This is a genomic window from Limnobaculum xujianqingii, from assembly GCF_013394855.1.
Lineage (GTDB): Bacteria > Pseudomonadota > Gammaproteobacteria > Enterobacterales > Enterobacteriaceae > Limnobaculum > Limnobaculum xujianqingii.
The window spans coordinates 272,248-286,842 of the sequence record NZ_JABMLK010000002.1 but is presented as its reverse complement, the minus strand read 5'-3'; the positions used below and the strand labels follow the sequence as shown (position 1 = coordinate 286,842).

Below are 14,595 nucleotides of genomic sequence, written 5' to 3'. Positions count from 1 at the left end.
TTAGTGTTGAATCACTCGAATGGCCATTCCTGACGAATTTTGTATAACACCGGCTGACCGGTTTACACCGTTTTGAATAATTTGCGTTACGTTCCCTTTACCCTTTTGGATAATATAAGCTTCATTATCAAAATCTGATTGCTCAATAGACGCCGAATTTGCCACACCGGACTGTGCTATATAAGCCACATTGTTAGCATCGGTCTGAATAATTTCAGCGTTATTTGCGATTCCTCTTTGAGCCATAACCGCCGTGTTATTGCTCCCTGATTGCTTAATCTGCGCCTGATTTCCACCCTTTTGTACAACGATTGCCAGGTTGGAAGTGCCGTTTTGCTCAATACTCGCTCGATTTCCTTGTCCCGCAGCAGAACTTCGATTCATCTGATAATCAGGTGAAACAAATTCAGAACCTGCCATGTCATATTGAGCAATCGATACGCCAGAAACAGAAAGCAACGCTAATGCACATATCAATCTTTTCATTTTGTCACCCTGATTAAATCTAATGGGCTGACTTAGCATAAACATGAAGAATAAAATCAATGATTATCTTTCAGATAATTACCATCATGATTATTCGCTTCGTTACATAATGATTTGAGTATGCAATCACTCAAAAATAAAAAACTCACCTTCTTTTCGTATTTTAAAATTTCGGTATTGATACAAAAGTTTTAGAGCGAAAAAGAAACACTTCTATTTATTAATATTTAATTTAAAAAAGAGGAAGAATCATTTAATCCATATAAAAAATCCATATCTGAAAAATAAAAAATGCTATTACCATACTACCCAATCATTTCTCATCAAAAATCTCATTAATAATTTCCATTATCAAAAATTTAAAAAAGAAACACTAAACCATTCATCATTAAGCAATAATGATCAGCTAATAGATACATCTCAAATGCGCCATATAACGCAGAAAAAAATTACGTTTCACATTGTTAATTGCTTTATTAAATAGCACTACCGCATGATTTTATTGATTTTTTAAATCATACCCATCATTAGTTAGTTGAATTGATTGAAAATGTTATAAATCAAAAGAAACATTTTGCAACAAAAATAGACCTTGCTTTAGGAATCGTTAATACTAGATTGAATATGTAAAAAACACACAATAAAAGGAACCGATAAAACCAAAAAAACACCAATTTATTTGTCATATATATTTCAAATGAAATCTTTTTATTAAAAATAGAAAGTCATTAAATAATTACGTTTACTGCAGTCTCTAAGATTCTGCGCGGATGGGTTAGTCTATTATTTTGGAGTTTCATTATGAGTAATGAAGCAAACAGAAGCCTGTTGCTGTTAATAACACAACCATCGTTATTAGCTACAGCGTTATTACATCAGTTAAATACAGCCTTACCCATTAATGTTAAGTTGCAAAACATTCATAAACCACTTGATGAACCACCGACTGAAAAAGTATTGGTTCTTTTTGATTTAATGAGCGTAGACAGAAAGTTGATTACTTTTTGGCAAGGAGTTCTCAACCAAAATCGCGATCGTATCAAATTGCTGTTGCTTAATACGCCTGAAGATTATCACTTTGAAGAAATTGAAAAATGGCCGCAGATTAGTGCTGTATTTTATCTTTCTGCCGACCAGGAAAAATTAATCGAAGGGATCAACAGCGTTATGGGTGGCGAATATTACTTTTCTCAGCGATTAGCCAGTCATCTGCTCAATCAGTCCCGTTTTTATCACTATAACCATAGTGATAATGCAACCGACCTGACACATCGAGAGAAAGAGATCCTGCATAAATTAAGTATGGGCGCCTCCAATTTAGAGATTGCCAGACTGCTATTTATCAGTGAAAACACGGTTAAAACTCACCTGTATAACCTGTTCAAGAAGATCTCCGTGAAGAATCGTACTCAGGCAGCAACCTGGGCTAATGAACATCTTAGGCGCTGAATCATGAACGGTTATCTGTCTGCGGCTGTTATTTCACTCTTTTTAGCGTTTAGCCCGGTCACATGGGCCGTTGAAGTTGAAGTACCTGGTTTGATTACCGATCACACGGTAACCGCCACCGGGCACGACTTTTATCGCGCCTTTAGTGATAAATGGGAAAAGGATTTTAAAGGGAACATCACCATCAGCGAAAAACCCAGCGCACGCTGGGGAAGCTGGATAACCATAAAAATTGATCAGGACGTGTTACATCAGGCGTTTCTGTTTCCAAGCAAACGCGACTTTAACCGTAACGTAGATTTAGCTATCGATCAGGTGGCACAAAAGCTGGCCAGAAGACAGATAGATCAAAGCCTTCTGAATACTGGTGATTTAACCCACGATGAATTTTAAGGAGAGTATTATGCGCATCAAAAACTTGGTTCTATCTTTGCTTCTGTTCTCTCCCCTCTCCTGGGGCGGAAACATGGTATTCCAATTCGTAAATCCTAACTTTGGCGGTAACCCAAATAATGGCTCTTTTCTGCTATCTGAAGCCAATGCTCAAAACTCATATAAAGATCCTGACGGATATGATTTTGAATCCTCTACGCCTTCAGCACTGGATAATTTTACTTCGGCCATTCAATCGCAACTTCTGGGTAGTCTGATGGGCAACATCAATCAGGGAAAACCGGGCCGACTGGTGACAAAAGACTTTATTGTTGATGTCACTAATACCGATGGCAACTTGACCATGAACATTCTCGACCGTGCCAGTGGTAAAAGCTCGACCATTCAAGTCGATGGCTTGACCAGTATCAGCGCTAACTAAGACAAGGTAACGACCTATGCGCCATCTCTTATTACTTGCCAGCCTGTTTTTACTAAATGGTTGTTTGACCAATCCACCAAGACAAGCAGCTGAACCAACACTATTGCCTCGCAGCCCAAGCTATCAGGACTTAGTACAGTTACCAACGCCAAAAGGTAAAATTTTTGTCTCGGTATACAATATTCAGGATGAAACCGGGCAGTTTAAACCCTATCCTGCCAGTAACTTCTCGACCTCTGTACCACAGAGCGCAACGGCTATGTTGATATCAGCCTTAAAGGACTCCAACTGGTTTATTCCACTGGAACGGCAAGGTCTGCAAAACCTGTTAAATGAACGGAAAATTATTCGGGCAGCTCAAGAGAATGGTAAAGCGGCAGTTAATAATATGCAGCCACTTTCCTCACTGGTCGCAGCAAACGTGTTGATTGAAGGCTCCATAATTGGTTACGAAAGCAATGTGAAATCAGGGGGAATCGGTGCAAGGTACTTTGGTATCGGAGGCAGTACCCAATATCAACTCGATCAGATTGCCGTTAACTTACGGGTCGTTAATGTTAGTACCGGGGAAATTCTTTCATCGGTGAATACCAGCAAAACGATTCTTTCTTATGAAGTTCAGGCTGGTGTATTCCGCTTTATTGATTATCAGCGTTTGCTGGAAGGTGAAGTAGGCTATACCTCTAATGAACCCGTAATGATGTGTCTGATGTCTGCTATTGAAACTGGGGTTATCTATCTGATTAACGATGGTATCAATCGGAACCTGTGGCAGTTACAGAATCCACAAGATGCTAATATGCCGGTCTTCCAGCGCTATAAAAATCTTAAAGTTCCGGTAGCCTGATATCATTTTTTATTTTACCCGAGTGAAGGTTCTGCCTTTTGGCAGAACCTTTGAGGCGGCTGATAAACCTAATAAATTGGCCCCAATTAATATTCCGGTCGTAAAATCTAAAATGCTCATATTAGCTTTGTGCTCGACCGGAAGACCATCTGTACTTAGCTTCAGTGCGTGTCGGGCCTGGGCTGCCTACGGGCAATTAGCTCTTTTTAAACACAAGACTGAAGAAATCAGGCTTTATTATTAATTACTTCACAATCTCATGTGACGGTAATTTCGCTAATGAGATTTTTAACAGGAAATACCCTAATACTGCGGCCACCGTTGAACCAATCAAAATACCTAAGCGCGAATAGGTGATGTATTCAGCGGACAAACCTTCAAATGCCAGAGAGGAGATAAAAATAGACATGGTAAAGCCAATACCGCAGAGCACAGAAACAGAGAAGATGTGCTTCAATTGAATGGATTCTGGCATTTTTACCAAACCAGTTTTTAATGCAACCCAGCAGAAACCAAAGATCCCCAACGGCTTACCTACCACTAAACCCAGCATAATTCCCAATGGCAAAATACCGCTTAGTGAGCTTAGCGTAACTCCCGCCAGAGCAACACCGGCATTGGCAAAAGCAAACAGCGGTAAAATAAAATAGGTGACCCAAGGATGTAGCTGATGAATCAGGCTATCCAGTGGTTTACTATCCTCAGAGCCATTAAGAGGGATGAAAAAGCCGGTAATTACTCCCGCTAATGTGGCATGCACACCTGACTTAAGCATAAATACCCAGAGTATCGCGCCAACTACAATGTAAGCCAGTTTGTTACCTACACCACGCCAGTTCATCACCGCCATCATGGCGATACTCACTGCGGCACCAGCAAGCGCAACCATTGAAAGCTCTTTGGTATAAAACAGAGCAATAATAATTATCGCCCCTAAATCGTCAATAATGGCTAACGCCATCAGAAATGCTTTCAGGCTGGTTGGTACCCGGCTTCCTAACAACGCCATAACCCCAAGTGCGAAGGCAATATCCGTTGCAGCAGGAATGGCCCAACCAGTACGAGTTACCGTATCATCCATATTAAATATCAGATAAACCAGTGCGGGTAGAACCATGCCACCTATCGCCGCTACCACCGGGAACATCGCCTTGTCTCTTCCCGCCAGCGATCCTTCTATCAGCTCTTTTTTAACTTCCAGCCCAATCACCAGAAAGAAGATGGCCATCAAACCATCATTGATCCAATGAGCCAGTGAGTTACTTAAATCCAGAGCGGCAATCTTGATAACTATGGGTAAATGCAAAAAGCCTTCATAAGCGGTTTGTAAAGGAGAGTTCGCCATAACCATGGCAATTAATGCTGCAATAATCAGTAAAATACCGCCTGATGCCTCTAATTTTAGAAACTGGCGCAAATAGTGAGTCATGATAAAAACGGCTCCTTTAATACCTTATAACAAGATACCTTAATGTTATTATTCAATTTAGCAGTATCGAATAGTACTATAAAATTTCACCTGATACTCTCAAATTAGACTAAGAATCTATAATTTTACAAAAATCAGTCTTTAATTACATTAATACCCAAAGTTATCCATAGCAGGCGAACTAAAACATTCTTATTAATCATGATGTAATATTAATAATTGCTAAAAACATAACACTTGTTTCTTATTAATCATTAAACTGAGAAATCAAGCCGTTACTTTTTCGATTTCAGGCAAAAAAATCCCCAATCACAGATCGGGGATTTTTATTCTGATAATAAAACGCTAAATAATTAGCCAGTCAAATCATCAAAAAACTTCTTCACGCCATCAAAGAATGACTTGGAGCGCGGGCTATTTTTAGCCCCTTTTTCTCCACCCAGAGATTCTTCAAGCTCGCGTAAAAGTTGTTTTTGTTTCTCATTAAGCTTAACCGGTGTCTCAACCACTACGCGGCACAGCAGGTCACCCTGACTTCCACCACGAACCGATTTCACGCCCTTTCCACGCATGCGGAACAACTTACCGGTTTGGGTTTCTGCCGGAACTTTCAGATTTACCCGGCCGTCCAGCGTAGGGACTTCAATTTCGCCACCTAAAGCTGCCATTGCGAAGTTAATTGGCACTTCACAATAGAGGTTATTACCATCACGTTCAAAGATTGGATGTTGTTTCACCTGAACCTGAACGTATAAATCACCTGCCGGTGCTCCGTTTTCTCCGGCTTCACCTTCGCCTGACAGGCGAATACGATCCCCGGTATCAACGCCAGCTGGAATCTTAACCGACAGCGTCTTGGTCTTCTCTACCCGACCCTGACCATGACATTTATTGCATGGATCTTTAATGATCTTGCCACGACCATGACAGGTTGGACAGGTTTGCTGTACCGCAAAGAAGCCCTGACGCATTTGAACCTGACCAGCACCGTGACAGGTTGAACAGGTAGTTGAGCTGGTTCCTGCTTTCGCACCGCTGCCGTGGCAAACGTCACACTCAGCCAGCGTTGGAATACGGATCTCTTTCGCTACACCGCGAACTGCCTCTTCAAGCGTTAACGTCATGGTGTATTGCAGGTCGGAACCACGGCTTGCGCGTTGACGACGACCACCAAAGATATCGCCAAATACATCACCAAAGATATCGTTAAAATCGCCGCCGCCGCTAAAGCCGCCGCCAAAACCACCACCGCCCATACCACCTTGCTCAAAAGCAGCATGACCATATTGATCATAGGCCGCTTTCTTTTGCGCGTCGGTCAGTATTTCATAGGCTTCTTTGATCTCTTTGAACTTCTCTTCAGATTCTTTATCACCCTGATTTCTGTCCGGGTGATGTTTCATCGCTAAGCGTTTATAGGCCTTCTTAATTTCACGCTCATCAGCGTCACGGCCAACGCCAAGAACTTCGTAATAGTCTTTCTTCGCCATCTGTGGACTTTACCCTATATATGCGTACACGGGCGTAGAGTTACCTCAACGCCCGTGCCAAGTTCCGTTAACGATACCACAATTTAAGCATCATTACCGTGCCCGCTTAAGGGCGATTACTTCTTGTCTTTAACTTCTTCGAACTCAGCGTCAACGGCGTCGTCATCTTTACCCGGCGCGCTTTGTGCACCTTCTGATGCGGTTTCAGCATGTTGCTGTTGAGCCATTTCCATCAGCTTACCGGATACTTCAACCAGAGCCTGGATTTTTGCTTCGATATCCGCTTTATCTTCACCTTTCAATGAAGTTTCCAGTGCGCTTAACGCAGCTTCAATAGCGGTTTTATCATCCGCTGGTAACTTGTCGCCAGCTTCCGTAATTTGCTTACGGGTACTGTGCAACAGGTGGTCACCCTGGTTACGGGTTTGAACCAGCTCTTCGAACTTACGGTCAGCATCGGCGTTGGCTTCAGCTTCACGCACCATTTTTTGGATTTCTTCTTCGTTCAAACCAGAAGAGGCCTTAATGGTAATGTTTTGCTCACGACCGCTGTTTTTATCTTTTGCCGATACGTGCAGAATACCATCGGCATCGATATCAAACGTGACTTCGATTTGTGGCATACCACGTGGAGCAGCCTGAATTCCGTCCAGATTAAACTGGCCCAAAGATTTGTTATCTGCCGCACGCTTACGCTCACCCTGGATAACATGGATAGTTACCGCAGACTGATTGTCTTCTGCCGTTGAGAACACCTGACTGTGTTTAGTCGGAATAGTGGTGTTCTTGGCAATCAATGAAGTCATCACGCCGCCCATGGTTTCAATACCCAGAGACAGAGGCGTTACGTCTAACAGCAATACGTCAGTTACATCACCCGCTAACACACCGCCCTGAACCGCAGCACCGATAGCTACTGCTTCATCCGGGTTAACGTCTTTACGCGGTTCTTTACCGAAGAAATCAGATACTTTCTTCTGTACTAATGGCATACGGATTTGACCACCGACCAGGATAACATCGTCGATTTCATTTACTGACAGGCCAGCATCCTGTAATGCAACTTTTAACGGCTCTAAAGAGCGGTTAACCAAATCTTCAACCAGTGACTCAAGTTTTGCACGAGTCACTTTAATATTCATATGCTTAGGACCGGTTGCATCTGCAGTAATATACGGCAGATTAACGTCCGTTTGCTGAGCAGAAGAAAGCTCGATTTTCGCTTTTTCTGCCGCTTCTTTCAGACGTTGCATCGCCAGCGGATCATTACGTAAATCAAAGCCCTGCTCTTTCTTAAATTCATCAACTAAGTAGTTGATCAAACGGGTATCAAAGTCTTCACCACCTAAGTGAGTATCACCGTTGGTTGCCAATACTTCGAAGGTTTTTTCACCGTCAACTTCATCAATTTCAATAATAGAGATATCGAATGTACCACCACCTAAGTCATATACGGCGATAGTGCGGTTACCCATCTCTTTATCCAGACCGTAAGCCAGAGCAGCTGCGGTTGGTTCGTTGATGATACGTTTTACATCTAAACCAGCGATACGACCGGCATCTTTGGTTGCCTGACGTTGAGAATCGTTAAAGTAAGCCGGAACGGTAATTACCGCTTCGGTTACTGGTTCACCTAAAAAGTCTTCTGCTGTTTTCTTCATTTTTTTCAAAACTTCAGCAGAAATCTGAGGTGGTGCAATTTTTTGACCTTTTACTTCAACCCATGCGTCACCGTTCTCTGCCCCAATAATTTTAAAAGGCATAATGTCACGGTCGCGCTGAACTTCTTCGTCACCAAAACGACGACCAATCAGACGCTTAATTGCGAAAAGTGTATTTTGTGGGTTAGTCACTGCCTGACGTTTTGCAGGCTGACCAACCAGAATTTCGCCGTCCTGGGTATACGCGATAATTGACGGAGTTGTACGATCCCCTTCCGCGTTCTCAATTACGCGAACCTGCGTGCCGTCCATAACAGCAACACATGAGTTCGTTGTACCCAGGTCAATACCAATAATTTTACCCATTACATGTTCTCCACTTAAAAACTATATTCGTTCACATACTCACCTATATGGGGGTGCAAAATGACTTTTCAACTGCCAATAAAAGTCTTACATCCATAGGCTTGCTTCACCGTTGTTCATAAGATGGGGGCGACAAATCCGGCATCAAGGGGGGCAAATAAAAAAAATTTCGCATTAATCCTGATCAAAACCATTGTTTCGTGACTCGTGCCTCATTATTATGCGCGCTCACGTGTAATACGCGGTGTCATTTACCCGTGGTCGTTGTTAGTTAATTCCGCCTCTATGCGGATAAAAATCCACTTAATAAATCAGCATTCGTGAGTACAGAGGAAATATGCACTCGAATAAATTAGCAAACCCAGGTCCACTAGGATTAATGGGATTTGGGATGACCACTATTCTGTTAAATATCCATAACGCCGGATTCTTCCCGGTAACCACAGCTATTATTACTATGGGTATTTTTTATGGTGGTATGGCACAAGTTATTGCCGGTATTTTAGAATTCAAAAAAGGTAATACTTTTGGCGTTACCGCATTTACTTCTTATGGCTTTTTCTGGATGACCTTAGTGGGTATCTGGCTGCTTCCTGAAGTCGGACATGCACATGCTACAGATTCTACCTTCCTGGGCATCTATTTAGCATTATGGGGCATTTTCACCCTGTTTATGTTCTTTGGTACCCTACGTGCTAATCGTGGCTTACAGTTTGTTTTTGCCAGCCTGACGGTGCTGTTCTTTATGTTATCTATCGGTAACATTACAGCGAATACCGGTCTGTTGAACGTCGCTGGTTATGTTGGTATCGTTTGTGGTTCCAGCGCAATTTATCTGGCAATGGCGGAAGTACTGAATGAACAGTATGGCCGTACCGTTCTGCCTATTGGTGAACGTAAAGCAGGTTAATCCTCGTTTTATTTATCACTAAAAAACGCCTGCTTAATGCAGGCGTTTTTGTTTGTATTATTCTCATAAATCAATAAACAGGAAATGACAGATGCAAATAAGAATCGCGCATCCTGATGACGTCACTGAGATGTTTCGCGTACGACTCAGCGTTAATGACAATAAAATGACGCAGGAAGAGCTGAGCGCCCACGGAATCACTCATCAGTCACTTCCTGCCATGTTAACCGGTCAGGGGCGAGGCTGGGTGGCAGAAGATAGACAACAAATAGTCGCGTTTGCCATGGCTGATGCTACTGAAGCCAGCATTTTTGCACTTTTCGTCAAACCTGCTTTTGAAGGACAGGGAATTGGCCGACAGCTGATGTTCGCCGCAGAACAATGGTTGGCAGAGATGGGATGCACCAAAATATGGCTGGAAACGGATAGCAACCTCAATGTACGTGCTAATGGATTCTATCGCTATTTGGGATGGATTGAGGATGGTTTACAGGCCGATGGGCAAACTAGATTTATTAAATATCTTTAATACTACAAATATTCAAAGCCACTTGTATAAACGATAGTTTCAGACTGCTGACAAACCGAATAAATCAGCATTTGAGATTATTCCGATCGTAAAATTCAAAATGCTTATATTGACTTGGTGCTCGACCGGAAGACAATCTGTACTTAGCCGCAGAGTACGTTGGGCCTGGCCGGGTTAGGGGCGCTTCGGCAGCTAAAGCTGCTACGACCCCAACACCCGTCCCTCCCAACGATTAGCCATCTTGCAAGACAAAATAAAACTATCAGACTTTGCCAGCAATCTAAAGCCACCCACATAACAGATGGCTTTTAACTAAACGCAATATGATTCGTTTATATCGCCGTCACTGGTGTTTTCTCTAACTCAGAATCACTGTGTTCTACAATATTATCCGTCGCTCTGAGATCGTTACGCAGATAAATTCCCAGCAATATTCCCATCACTGATAGCGCCAAAACATAATATGCCGGAGCCATTGGTGTGAGTTTCATTAAAGAAGTGACACATATCGGTGTCAAACCACCAAAGATGGCGTAAGAGACGTTATAAGAGAAAGAGATACCAGAAAAACGAACCTCAGCCGGAAACGCTCGTACCATCACATAAGGAACGGCACCTACCACTCCCACACACAGCCCTGCGATACTGTAAGTAATAAACAGCAGATCTACATTGGTTGCCGAATGGTAAAACGTCCAACTGGCAACCGCCAGCAGCGAACCGCCACCAATAAAGGTTTTGCTGGCACCAAAACGATCGGCAGACATACCTGCAATCACACAGCCTACACACAGTGAGATAATCGCTATGCTGTTAGCCTTCAGCGCAATGACTCGCTCAATACCAAACTGAGTTTGCAGGTAGTTTGGTGTCATCAAAATAACCACCACAATACCAGCAGAAAGTAACCAGGTGAGCAGCATAGAAACCGTTACCGCTCGGGTATGATTCACTACCACAGATTTTAACGGCAGCTCTGCGGCCAGCGCCTTACGCTGTTGCATCTCGATAAAAATCGGTGTTTCTTTTAACCAGCGGCGCAAATACATGGCGATCAGACCAAAAATACCGCCCAGAAAGAAAGGTATTCTCCATCCACCGTTATGAATCGTTTCCACGCTCATCATGGAGTTAATCATGGTTGCGACAAGAGAGCCCAACAAAATTCCGATAGTCAGGCCCGCCGTCAGTACGCCACAGGCAATACCGATACGTTTATAAGGCACATGCTCAGCCACAAATACCCAGGCACCCGGAACTTCACCCCCAATAGCTGCGCCCTGAAAAATACGCATCAGTAGCAGTAAAAGTGGAGCAGCAATGCCGATTGATTGATAGGTTGGTAGCATCCCCATGGCCAGTGTAGGTAGCGCCATCAGCAAAATGCTCAACGAGAACATGCGTTTGCGCCCTACCAAATCACCGAAGTGCGCCATAATGATTCCCCCCAACGGGCGGGCCAGATAACCTGCGGCAAAAATACCGTAAGTTTGCATTAGCACCAGCCACTGGGGCATATCGGCAGGAAAGAAAAGTTGGCCGATAACTACGGCAAAGAATACAAAGATAATAAAGTCGTAAAACTCCAGCGCACCGCCTAATGCTGCCAGAGTCAGCGTTTTATAATCCTGTTTGTTTAGTCGGCGATTTTGTTGCTGAATCATAAAATTCCATCTTTTTCTATAGGTTGATAAAAAAATTAACTTACCATCTGTAAATTAATTTTTACTATATCGTACTCTTTACGATACACCAGTAGATGGAAATCTTATTTTGTAAAAAGTCTTAATTTAACCTTTTATATCGCGGATTGCGCTCTTAGGCCTAAAGGATTCTACTACCTGCGAATGAGTCTCAACATAAGGACCATCCAGCAGTTGAATACAATAGGGGACGCTGGCGAAAATACCGGATACCACGGTTTTTCCATCTTTATCTTTCACTCCTTCCAGTGTCTCTTTAATCGACTTTGGTTGCCCTGGAAGATTGATAATCAGCGCATGTTTACGAATCACTCCCACCTGGCGGGAAAGAATTGCCGTTGGTACATAATACAAACTGATCTGGCGCATCTGTTCACCAAACCCCGGCATAATTCTATCGGCAATGGCTAACGTGGCATCCGGAGTCACATCACGGCGAGACGGTCCGGTTCCACCAGTGGTAAGAACCAGATGGCAGCCTCGTTCATCAACCAGTTCACACAAGGCTTCTTCTATCAGCGCTTGCTCATCAGGAATTAATCTACTTTGCGTTTCAAACTCACTGCTCAACGCCGTTTTTAACCATGATTCCAGCGCCGGAATCCCCTGATCCTGATAAACCCCATTGGATGCGCGATCGGAGATAGAAACCAAACCAATGCGTAACTTATTCATATCTAATCCTCTGTCACTAAACTGTACTCTTACCCGCGCGCTATCATACTATTGTTGGCGTTATTTTTGCAGCATGGCACGCACAGTGGATGCAATTATCCGTAGTGAGCCACAGATAAAAAAATACCGGCCTGATGGCCGGTATTCATATTTTTATCAAAAATAATTACAGTAAATCTGCAATCATCTTTTCCAGTTTTTCCTGGTCGATAGCAAACTTACGGATACCGTCTGCCAGTTTATCAACTGCCATTGGATCCTGATTGTGCTCCCAGTAGAACTGCGCTTCATTCAACGGAGCCGGACGATCTTTTACTGCGCCGCTATAAGCCAGTTTACGCTCAACTTCACCCTGGCTTTCCGACAGTTCTTTTAATAATGCAGGTGCAATAGTCAAACGATCGCAACCGGCAAGTTCCAGAATTTCACCAGAATTACGGAAGCTGGCACCCATGACCACAGTTTTATAACCGTGCTGTTTATAGTATTCGTAGATGCTGGTGACAGAAACAACGCCTGGATCTTCGTGAGGTGCAAACTCTTTCTTATCGCCGTTAGCTTTGTACCAATCAAGAATACGGCCAACAAATGGAGAAATCAGGAATACGCCTGCTTCAGCACAAGCACGTGCCTGAGCAAAGGAGAACAGCAGAGTCAGGTTACAGTTGATGCCTTCTTTCTCAAGCTGAGCTGCTGCACAAATACCCTGCCATGTAGAAGCCAGTTTGATCAGAATGCGGTCATTGCTGATACCCGCATCGTTATAAAGTTTGATTAAACGTTTAGCTTTAACAATGCTGGCCTGAGTGTCATAAGAGAGACGCGCATCAACTTCAGTAGAAATACGACCAGGAATCAGTTTTAAGATTTCCAGGCCGATATTCACTGCCAGCTTATCGGATGCATCTACAATTTGCTGTGCACGATCGCTGCTTTGGCTCTTGGCCCAGCTAATCGCATCATCAATCAGCTTACGATATTCAGGTAACTGAGCCGCATTCAGAATCAGAGAAGGGTTAGTTGTCGCGTCCTGAGGCTTATACAGTTTCATCGCTGCAATATCGCCGGTATCAGCCACAACGGTAGTAATTTTACGTAGAGAGGAAAGTTTATCTGTCATGATAGATCTCTTGTTAAGCTTGTGAGGCATCGAAGTATTATCGGACTAGCCTGATAATAACATGACTTAACAAGGGTGCAACGACGGAACGTATGGGTCGCAGATTTTAGCCATAAAATTTATCTCACCCCATTGGCTAACAAGGTGATTACTCAATGATAAATAATACAAAAATCACATTACTCAAAGAATTTCCTACGCCCCCTATTAAATCCATCGCTTTTTCCATTGCCACTTTCTGCTAGAGTAGCAAAAAACGATTTATCACAGGATATGATTATGCTGATTACTATATCTCCGGCAAAAACTCTCGATTATACAAGCCCTCTGGTGACTGAACGTTACACCCAACCTGAAATGCTGGACCAGTCGAAAATTTTAATTAAAGCGTGTCGCAAGTTAACCCCAGCGCAAATCGCCAGCCTGATGAGTATCAGTGATAAATTAGCCGGTCTGAATGCCGCTCGTTTTTCAGAGTGGCAACCGGACTTCACGCCCGAAAATGCCCGTCCGGCACTGTTAGCGTTTAAAGGGGATGTTTACACTGGCCTGCACGTTGATGATTTTAACGATGCTGATTTTGATTTCGCCCAGCAGCATTTGCGTATGTTGTCAGGCCTGTATGGTGTTTTGCGTCCGCTGGATCTGATGCAGGCTTATCGCCTTGAGATGGGTACAAAGCTGGAAAACCAACGGGGTAAAGATCTGTACGAATTTTGGGGCAAACGGGTTACTGACAAGCTAAATCAGGCACTGAAAGACCAGGGGGACGATATTCTGGTTAATCTAGCTTCTGATGAATACTTTAAATCGGTTCAAACCAAATCATTAGACGGCACCATCATTAAACCAGTATTTTTAGATCAAAAAAGCGGTAAATATAAAATCATCAGCTTCTATGCCAAAAAAGCTCGCGGCCTGATGAGTCGCTTTATTATTAAAAATCGATTGACCCGCCCGGAACAATTAGTTGATTTTGATCTGGAAGGTTATCAGTTTGATGAAAGCGCATCTCAGGGTAATGAACTGGTATTTAAACGTCCTGAGCAATAGATATTAATAGAGTGACAGATAAAAAAATGGCCTCCATGCAGTGATGCATCAGGAGGCCATTTC

The 14,595-nt window shown here is 43.1% G+C and carries 14 protein-coding genes; 7 read left to right on the top strand and 7 right to left on the bottom strand.

Features of this window, described 5'->3' with window-relative positions:
* On the bottom strand, positions 1–486 hold the full coding sequence (locus tag GOL65_RS15125; protein WP_140919509.1) for a curlin: 486 nt from the start codon (positions 484–486) through the stop codon (positions 1–3).
* Between the two features lie 801 nt (positions 487–1,287).
* Here GOL65_RS15125 and csgD point away from each other — a divergent pair.
* Genes csgD through csgG form a run of 4 tightly spaced genes read left to right on the top strand, consistent with a single transcriptional unit; the run spans position 1,288 to position 3,596 of the window.
* Positions 1,288–1,935, top strand: coding sequence for a biofilm master transcriptional regulator CsgD (gene csgD / locus GOL65_RS15120; RefSeq protein WP_140919508.1), 648 nt, complete (start codon positions 1,288–1,290; stop codon positions 1,933–1,935).
* 3 nt (positions 1,936–1,938) lie between these two features.
* On the top strand, positions 1,939–2,328 hold the full coding sequence (gene csgE, locus GOL65_RS15115) for a curli production assembly/transport protein CsgE (protein ID WP_140919507.1): 390 nt from the start codon (positions 1,939–1,941) through the stop codon (positions 2,326–2,328).
* Positions 2,329–2,338: 10 nt separating this feature from the next.
* The gene (csgF, locus tag GOL65_RS15110; protein ID WP_130592386.1) at positions 2,339–2,749 is read left to right on the top strand and encodes a curli production assembly/transport protein CsgF; all 411 of its coding nucleotides are present in this window, start codon (positions 2,339–2,341) and stop codon (positions 2,747–2,749) included.
* Between the two features lie 16 nt (positions 2,750–2,765).
* On the top strand, positions 2,766–3,596 hold the full coding sequence (csgG, locus tag GOL65_RS15105; RefSeq protein ID WP_140919506.1) for a curli production assembly/transport protein CsgG: 831 nt from the start codon (positions 2,766–2,768) through the stop codon (positions 3,594–3,596).
* 244 nt (positions 3,597–3,840) lie between these two features.
* Here the strand turns inward: csgG and nhaA are convergent, their stop codons facing one another.
* The 3 genes from nhaA to dnaK all read right to left on the bottom strand — a co-directional run bounded on the left by nhaA (position 3,841) and on the right by dnaK (position 8,542).
* On the bottom strand, positions 3,841–5,025 hold the full coding sequence (gene nhaA, locus GOL65_RS15100; RefSeq protein ID WP_140919505.1) for a Na+/H+ antiporter NhaA: 1,185 nt from the start codon (positions 5,023–5,025) through the stop codon (positions 3,841–3,843).
* Positions 5,026–5,378: 353 nt separating this feature from the next.
* Entirely contained in the window at positions 5,379–6,515 is a 1,137-nt protein-coding gene (gene dnaJ / locus GOL65_RS15095; protein ID WP_140919504.1) for a molecular chaperone DnaJ, read from the bottom strand.
* Positions 6,516–6,631: 116 nt separating this feature from the next.
* On the bottom strand, positions 6,632–8,542 hold the full coding sequence (gene dnaK, locus GOL65_RS15090; RefSeq protein WP_140919503.1) for a molecular chaperone DnaK: 1,911 nt from the start codon (positions 8,540–8,542) through the stop codon (positions 6,632–6,634).
* A gap of 337 nt (positions 8,543–8,879) precedes the next feature.
* Here dnaK and satP point away from each other — a divergent pair, with 337 nt between their 5' ends.
* Together satP and GOL65_RS15080 are read left to right on the top strand one after the other, a co-directional pair.
* Positions 8,880–9,452 carry an acetate uptake transporter gene (gene satP, locus GOL65_RS15085; RefSeq protein WP_140919502.1) on the top strand — a complete coding sequence of 191 codons (573 nt, stop codon included), beginning with the start codon at positions 8,880–8,882 and terminating at the stop codon, positions 9,450–9,452.
* Between the two features lie 91 nt (positions 9,453–9,543).
* A complete protein-coding gene (locus GOL65_RS15080) occupies positions 9,544–9,981 on the top strand; it encodes a GNAT family N-acetyltransferase (RefSeq protein WP_140919501.1) in 438 nt (145 codons plus the stop codon).
* A gap of 332 nt (positions 9,982–10,313) precedes the next feature.
* Here GOL65_RS15080 and GOL65_RS15075 read toward each other — a convergent pair whose 3' ends face one another.
* The 3 genes from GOL65_RS15075 to tal all read right to left on the bottom strand — a co-directional run bounded on the left by GOL65_RS15075 (position 10,314) and on the right by tal (position 13,479).
* The gene (locus GOL65_RS15075) at positions 10,314–11,645 is read right to left on the bottom strand and encodes an MFS transporter (protein WP_140919500.1); all 1,332 of its coding nucleotides are present in this window, start codon (positions 11,643–11,645) and stop codon (positions 10,314–10,316) included.
* Positions 11,646–11,771: 126 nt separating this feature from the next.
* Positions 11,772–12,359, bottom strand: coding sequence for a molybdopterin adenylyltransferase (gene mog, locus GOL65_RS15070; protein WP_140919499.1), 588 nt, complete (start codon positions 12,357–12,359; stop codon positions 11,772–11,774).
* A gap of 166 nt (positions 12,360–12,525) precedes the next feature.
* A complete protein-coding gene (tal, locus tag GOL65_RS15065) occupies positions 12,526–13,479 on the bottom strand; it encodes a transaldolase (RefSeq protein WP_140919498.1) in 954 nt (317 codons plus the stop codon).
* Positions 13,480–13,758: 279 nt separating this feature from the next.
* On the opposite strand from tal, the gene yaaA reads away from it, so the two are divergent.
* On the top strand, positions 13,759–14,532 hold the full coding sequence (gene yaaA / locus GOL65_RS15060; RefSeq protein WP_140919497.1) for a peroxide stress protein YaaA: 774 nt from the start codon (positions 13,759–13,761) through the stop codon (positions 14,530–14,532).
* The last annotated feature ends 63 nt before the right edge of the window (positions 14,533–14,595 follow it).

What these genes read in the sequence shown, in the direction of transcription:
- csgE (WP_140919507.1), top strand. Translation starts at nt 1,939, where the DNA reads ATGAACGGTTATCTGTCTGCGGCTGTTATTTCACTCTTTTTAGCGTTT.
- csgG (WP_140919506.1), top strand. Translation starts at nt 2,766, where the DNA reads ATGCGCCATCTCTTATTACTTGCCAGCCTGTTTTTACTAAATGGTTGT.
- satP (WP_140919502.1), top strand. Translation starts at nt 8,880, where the DNA reads ATGCACTCGAATAAATTAGCAAACCCAGGTCCACTAGGATTAATGGGA.
- GOL65_RS15075 (WP_140919500.1), bottom strand. Translation starts at nt 11,645, where the DNA reads ATGATTCAGCAACAAAATCGCCGACTAAACAAACAGGATTATAAAACG.
- GOL65_RS15125 (WP_140919509.1), bottom strand. Translation starts at nt 486, where the DNA reads ATGAAAAGATTGATATGTGCATTAGCGTTGCTTTCTGTTTCTGGCGTA.
- GOL65_RS15080 (WP_140919501.1), top strand. Translation starts at nt 9,544, where the DNA reads ATGCAAATAAGAATCGCGCATCCTGATGACGTCACTGAGATGTTTCGC.
- mog (WP_140919499.1), bottom strand. Translation starts at nt 12,359, where the DNA reads ATGAATAAGTTACGCATTGGTTTGGTTTCTATCTCCGATCGCGCATCC.
- yaaA (WP_140919497.1), top strand. Translation starts at nt 13,759, where the DNA reads ATGCTGATTACTATATCTCCGGCAAAAACTCTCGATTATACAAGCCCT.
- dnaK (WP_140919503.1), bottom strand. Translation starts at nt 8,542, where the DNA reads ATGGGTAAAATTATTGGTATTGACCTGGGTACAACGAACTCATGTGTT.
- dnaJ (WP_140919504.1), bottom strand. Translation starts at nt 6,515, where the DNA reads ATGGCGAAGAAAGACTATTACGAAGTTCTTGGCGTTGGCCGTGACGCT.
- csgF (WP_130592386.1), top strand. Translation starts at nt 2,339, where the DNA reads ATGCGCATCAAAAACTTGGTTCTATCTTTGCTTCTGTTCTCTCCCCTC.
- csgD (WP_140919508.1), top strand. Translation starts at nt 1,288, where the DNA reads ATGAGTAATGAAGCAAACAGAAGCCTGTTGCTGTTAATAACACAACCA.
- nhaA (WP_140919505.1), bottom strand. Translation starts at nt 5,025, where the DNA reads ATGACTCACTATTTGCGCCAGTTTCTAAAATTAGAGGCATCAGGCGGT.
- tal (WP_140919498.1), bottom strand. Translation starts at nt 13,479, where the DNA reads ATGACAGATAAACTTTCCTCTCTACGTAAAATTACTACCGTTGTGGCT.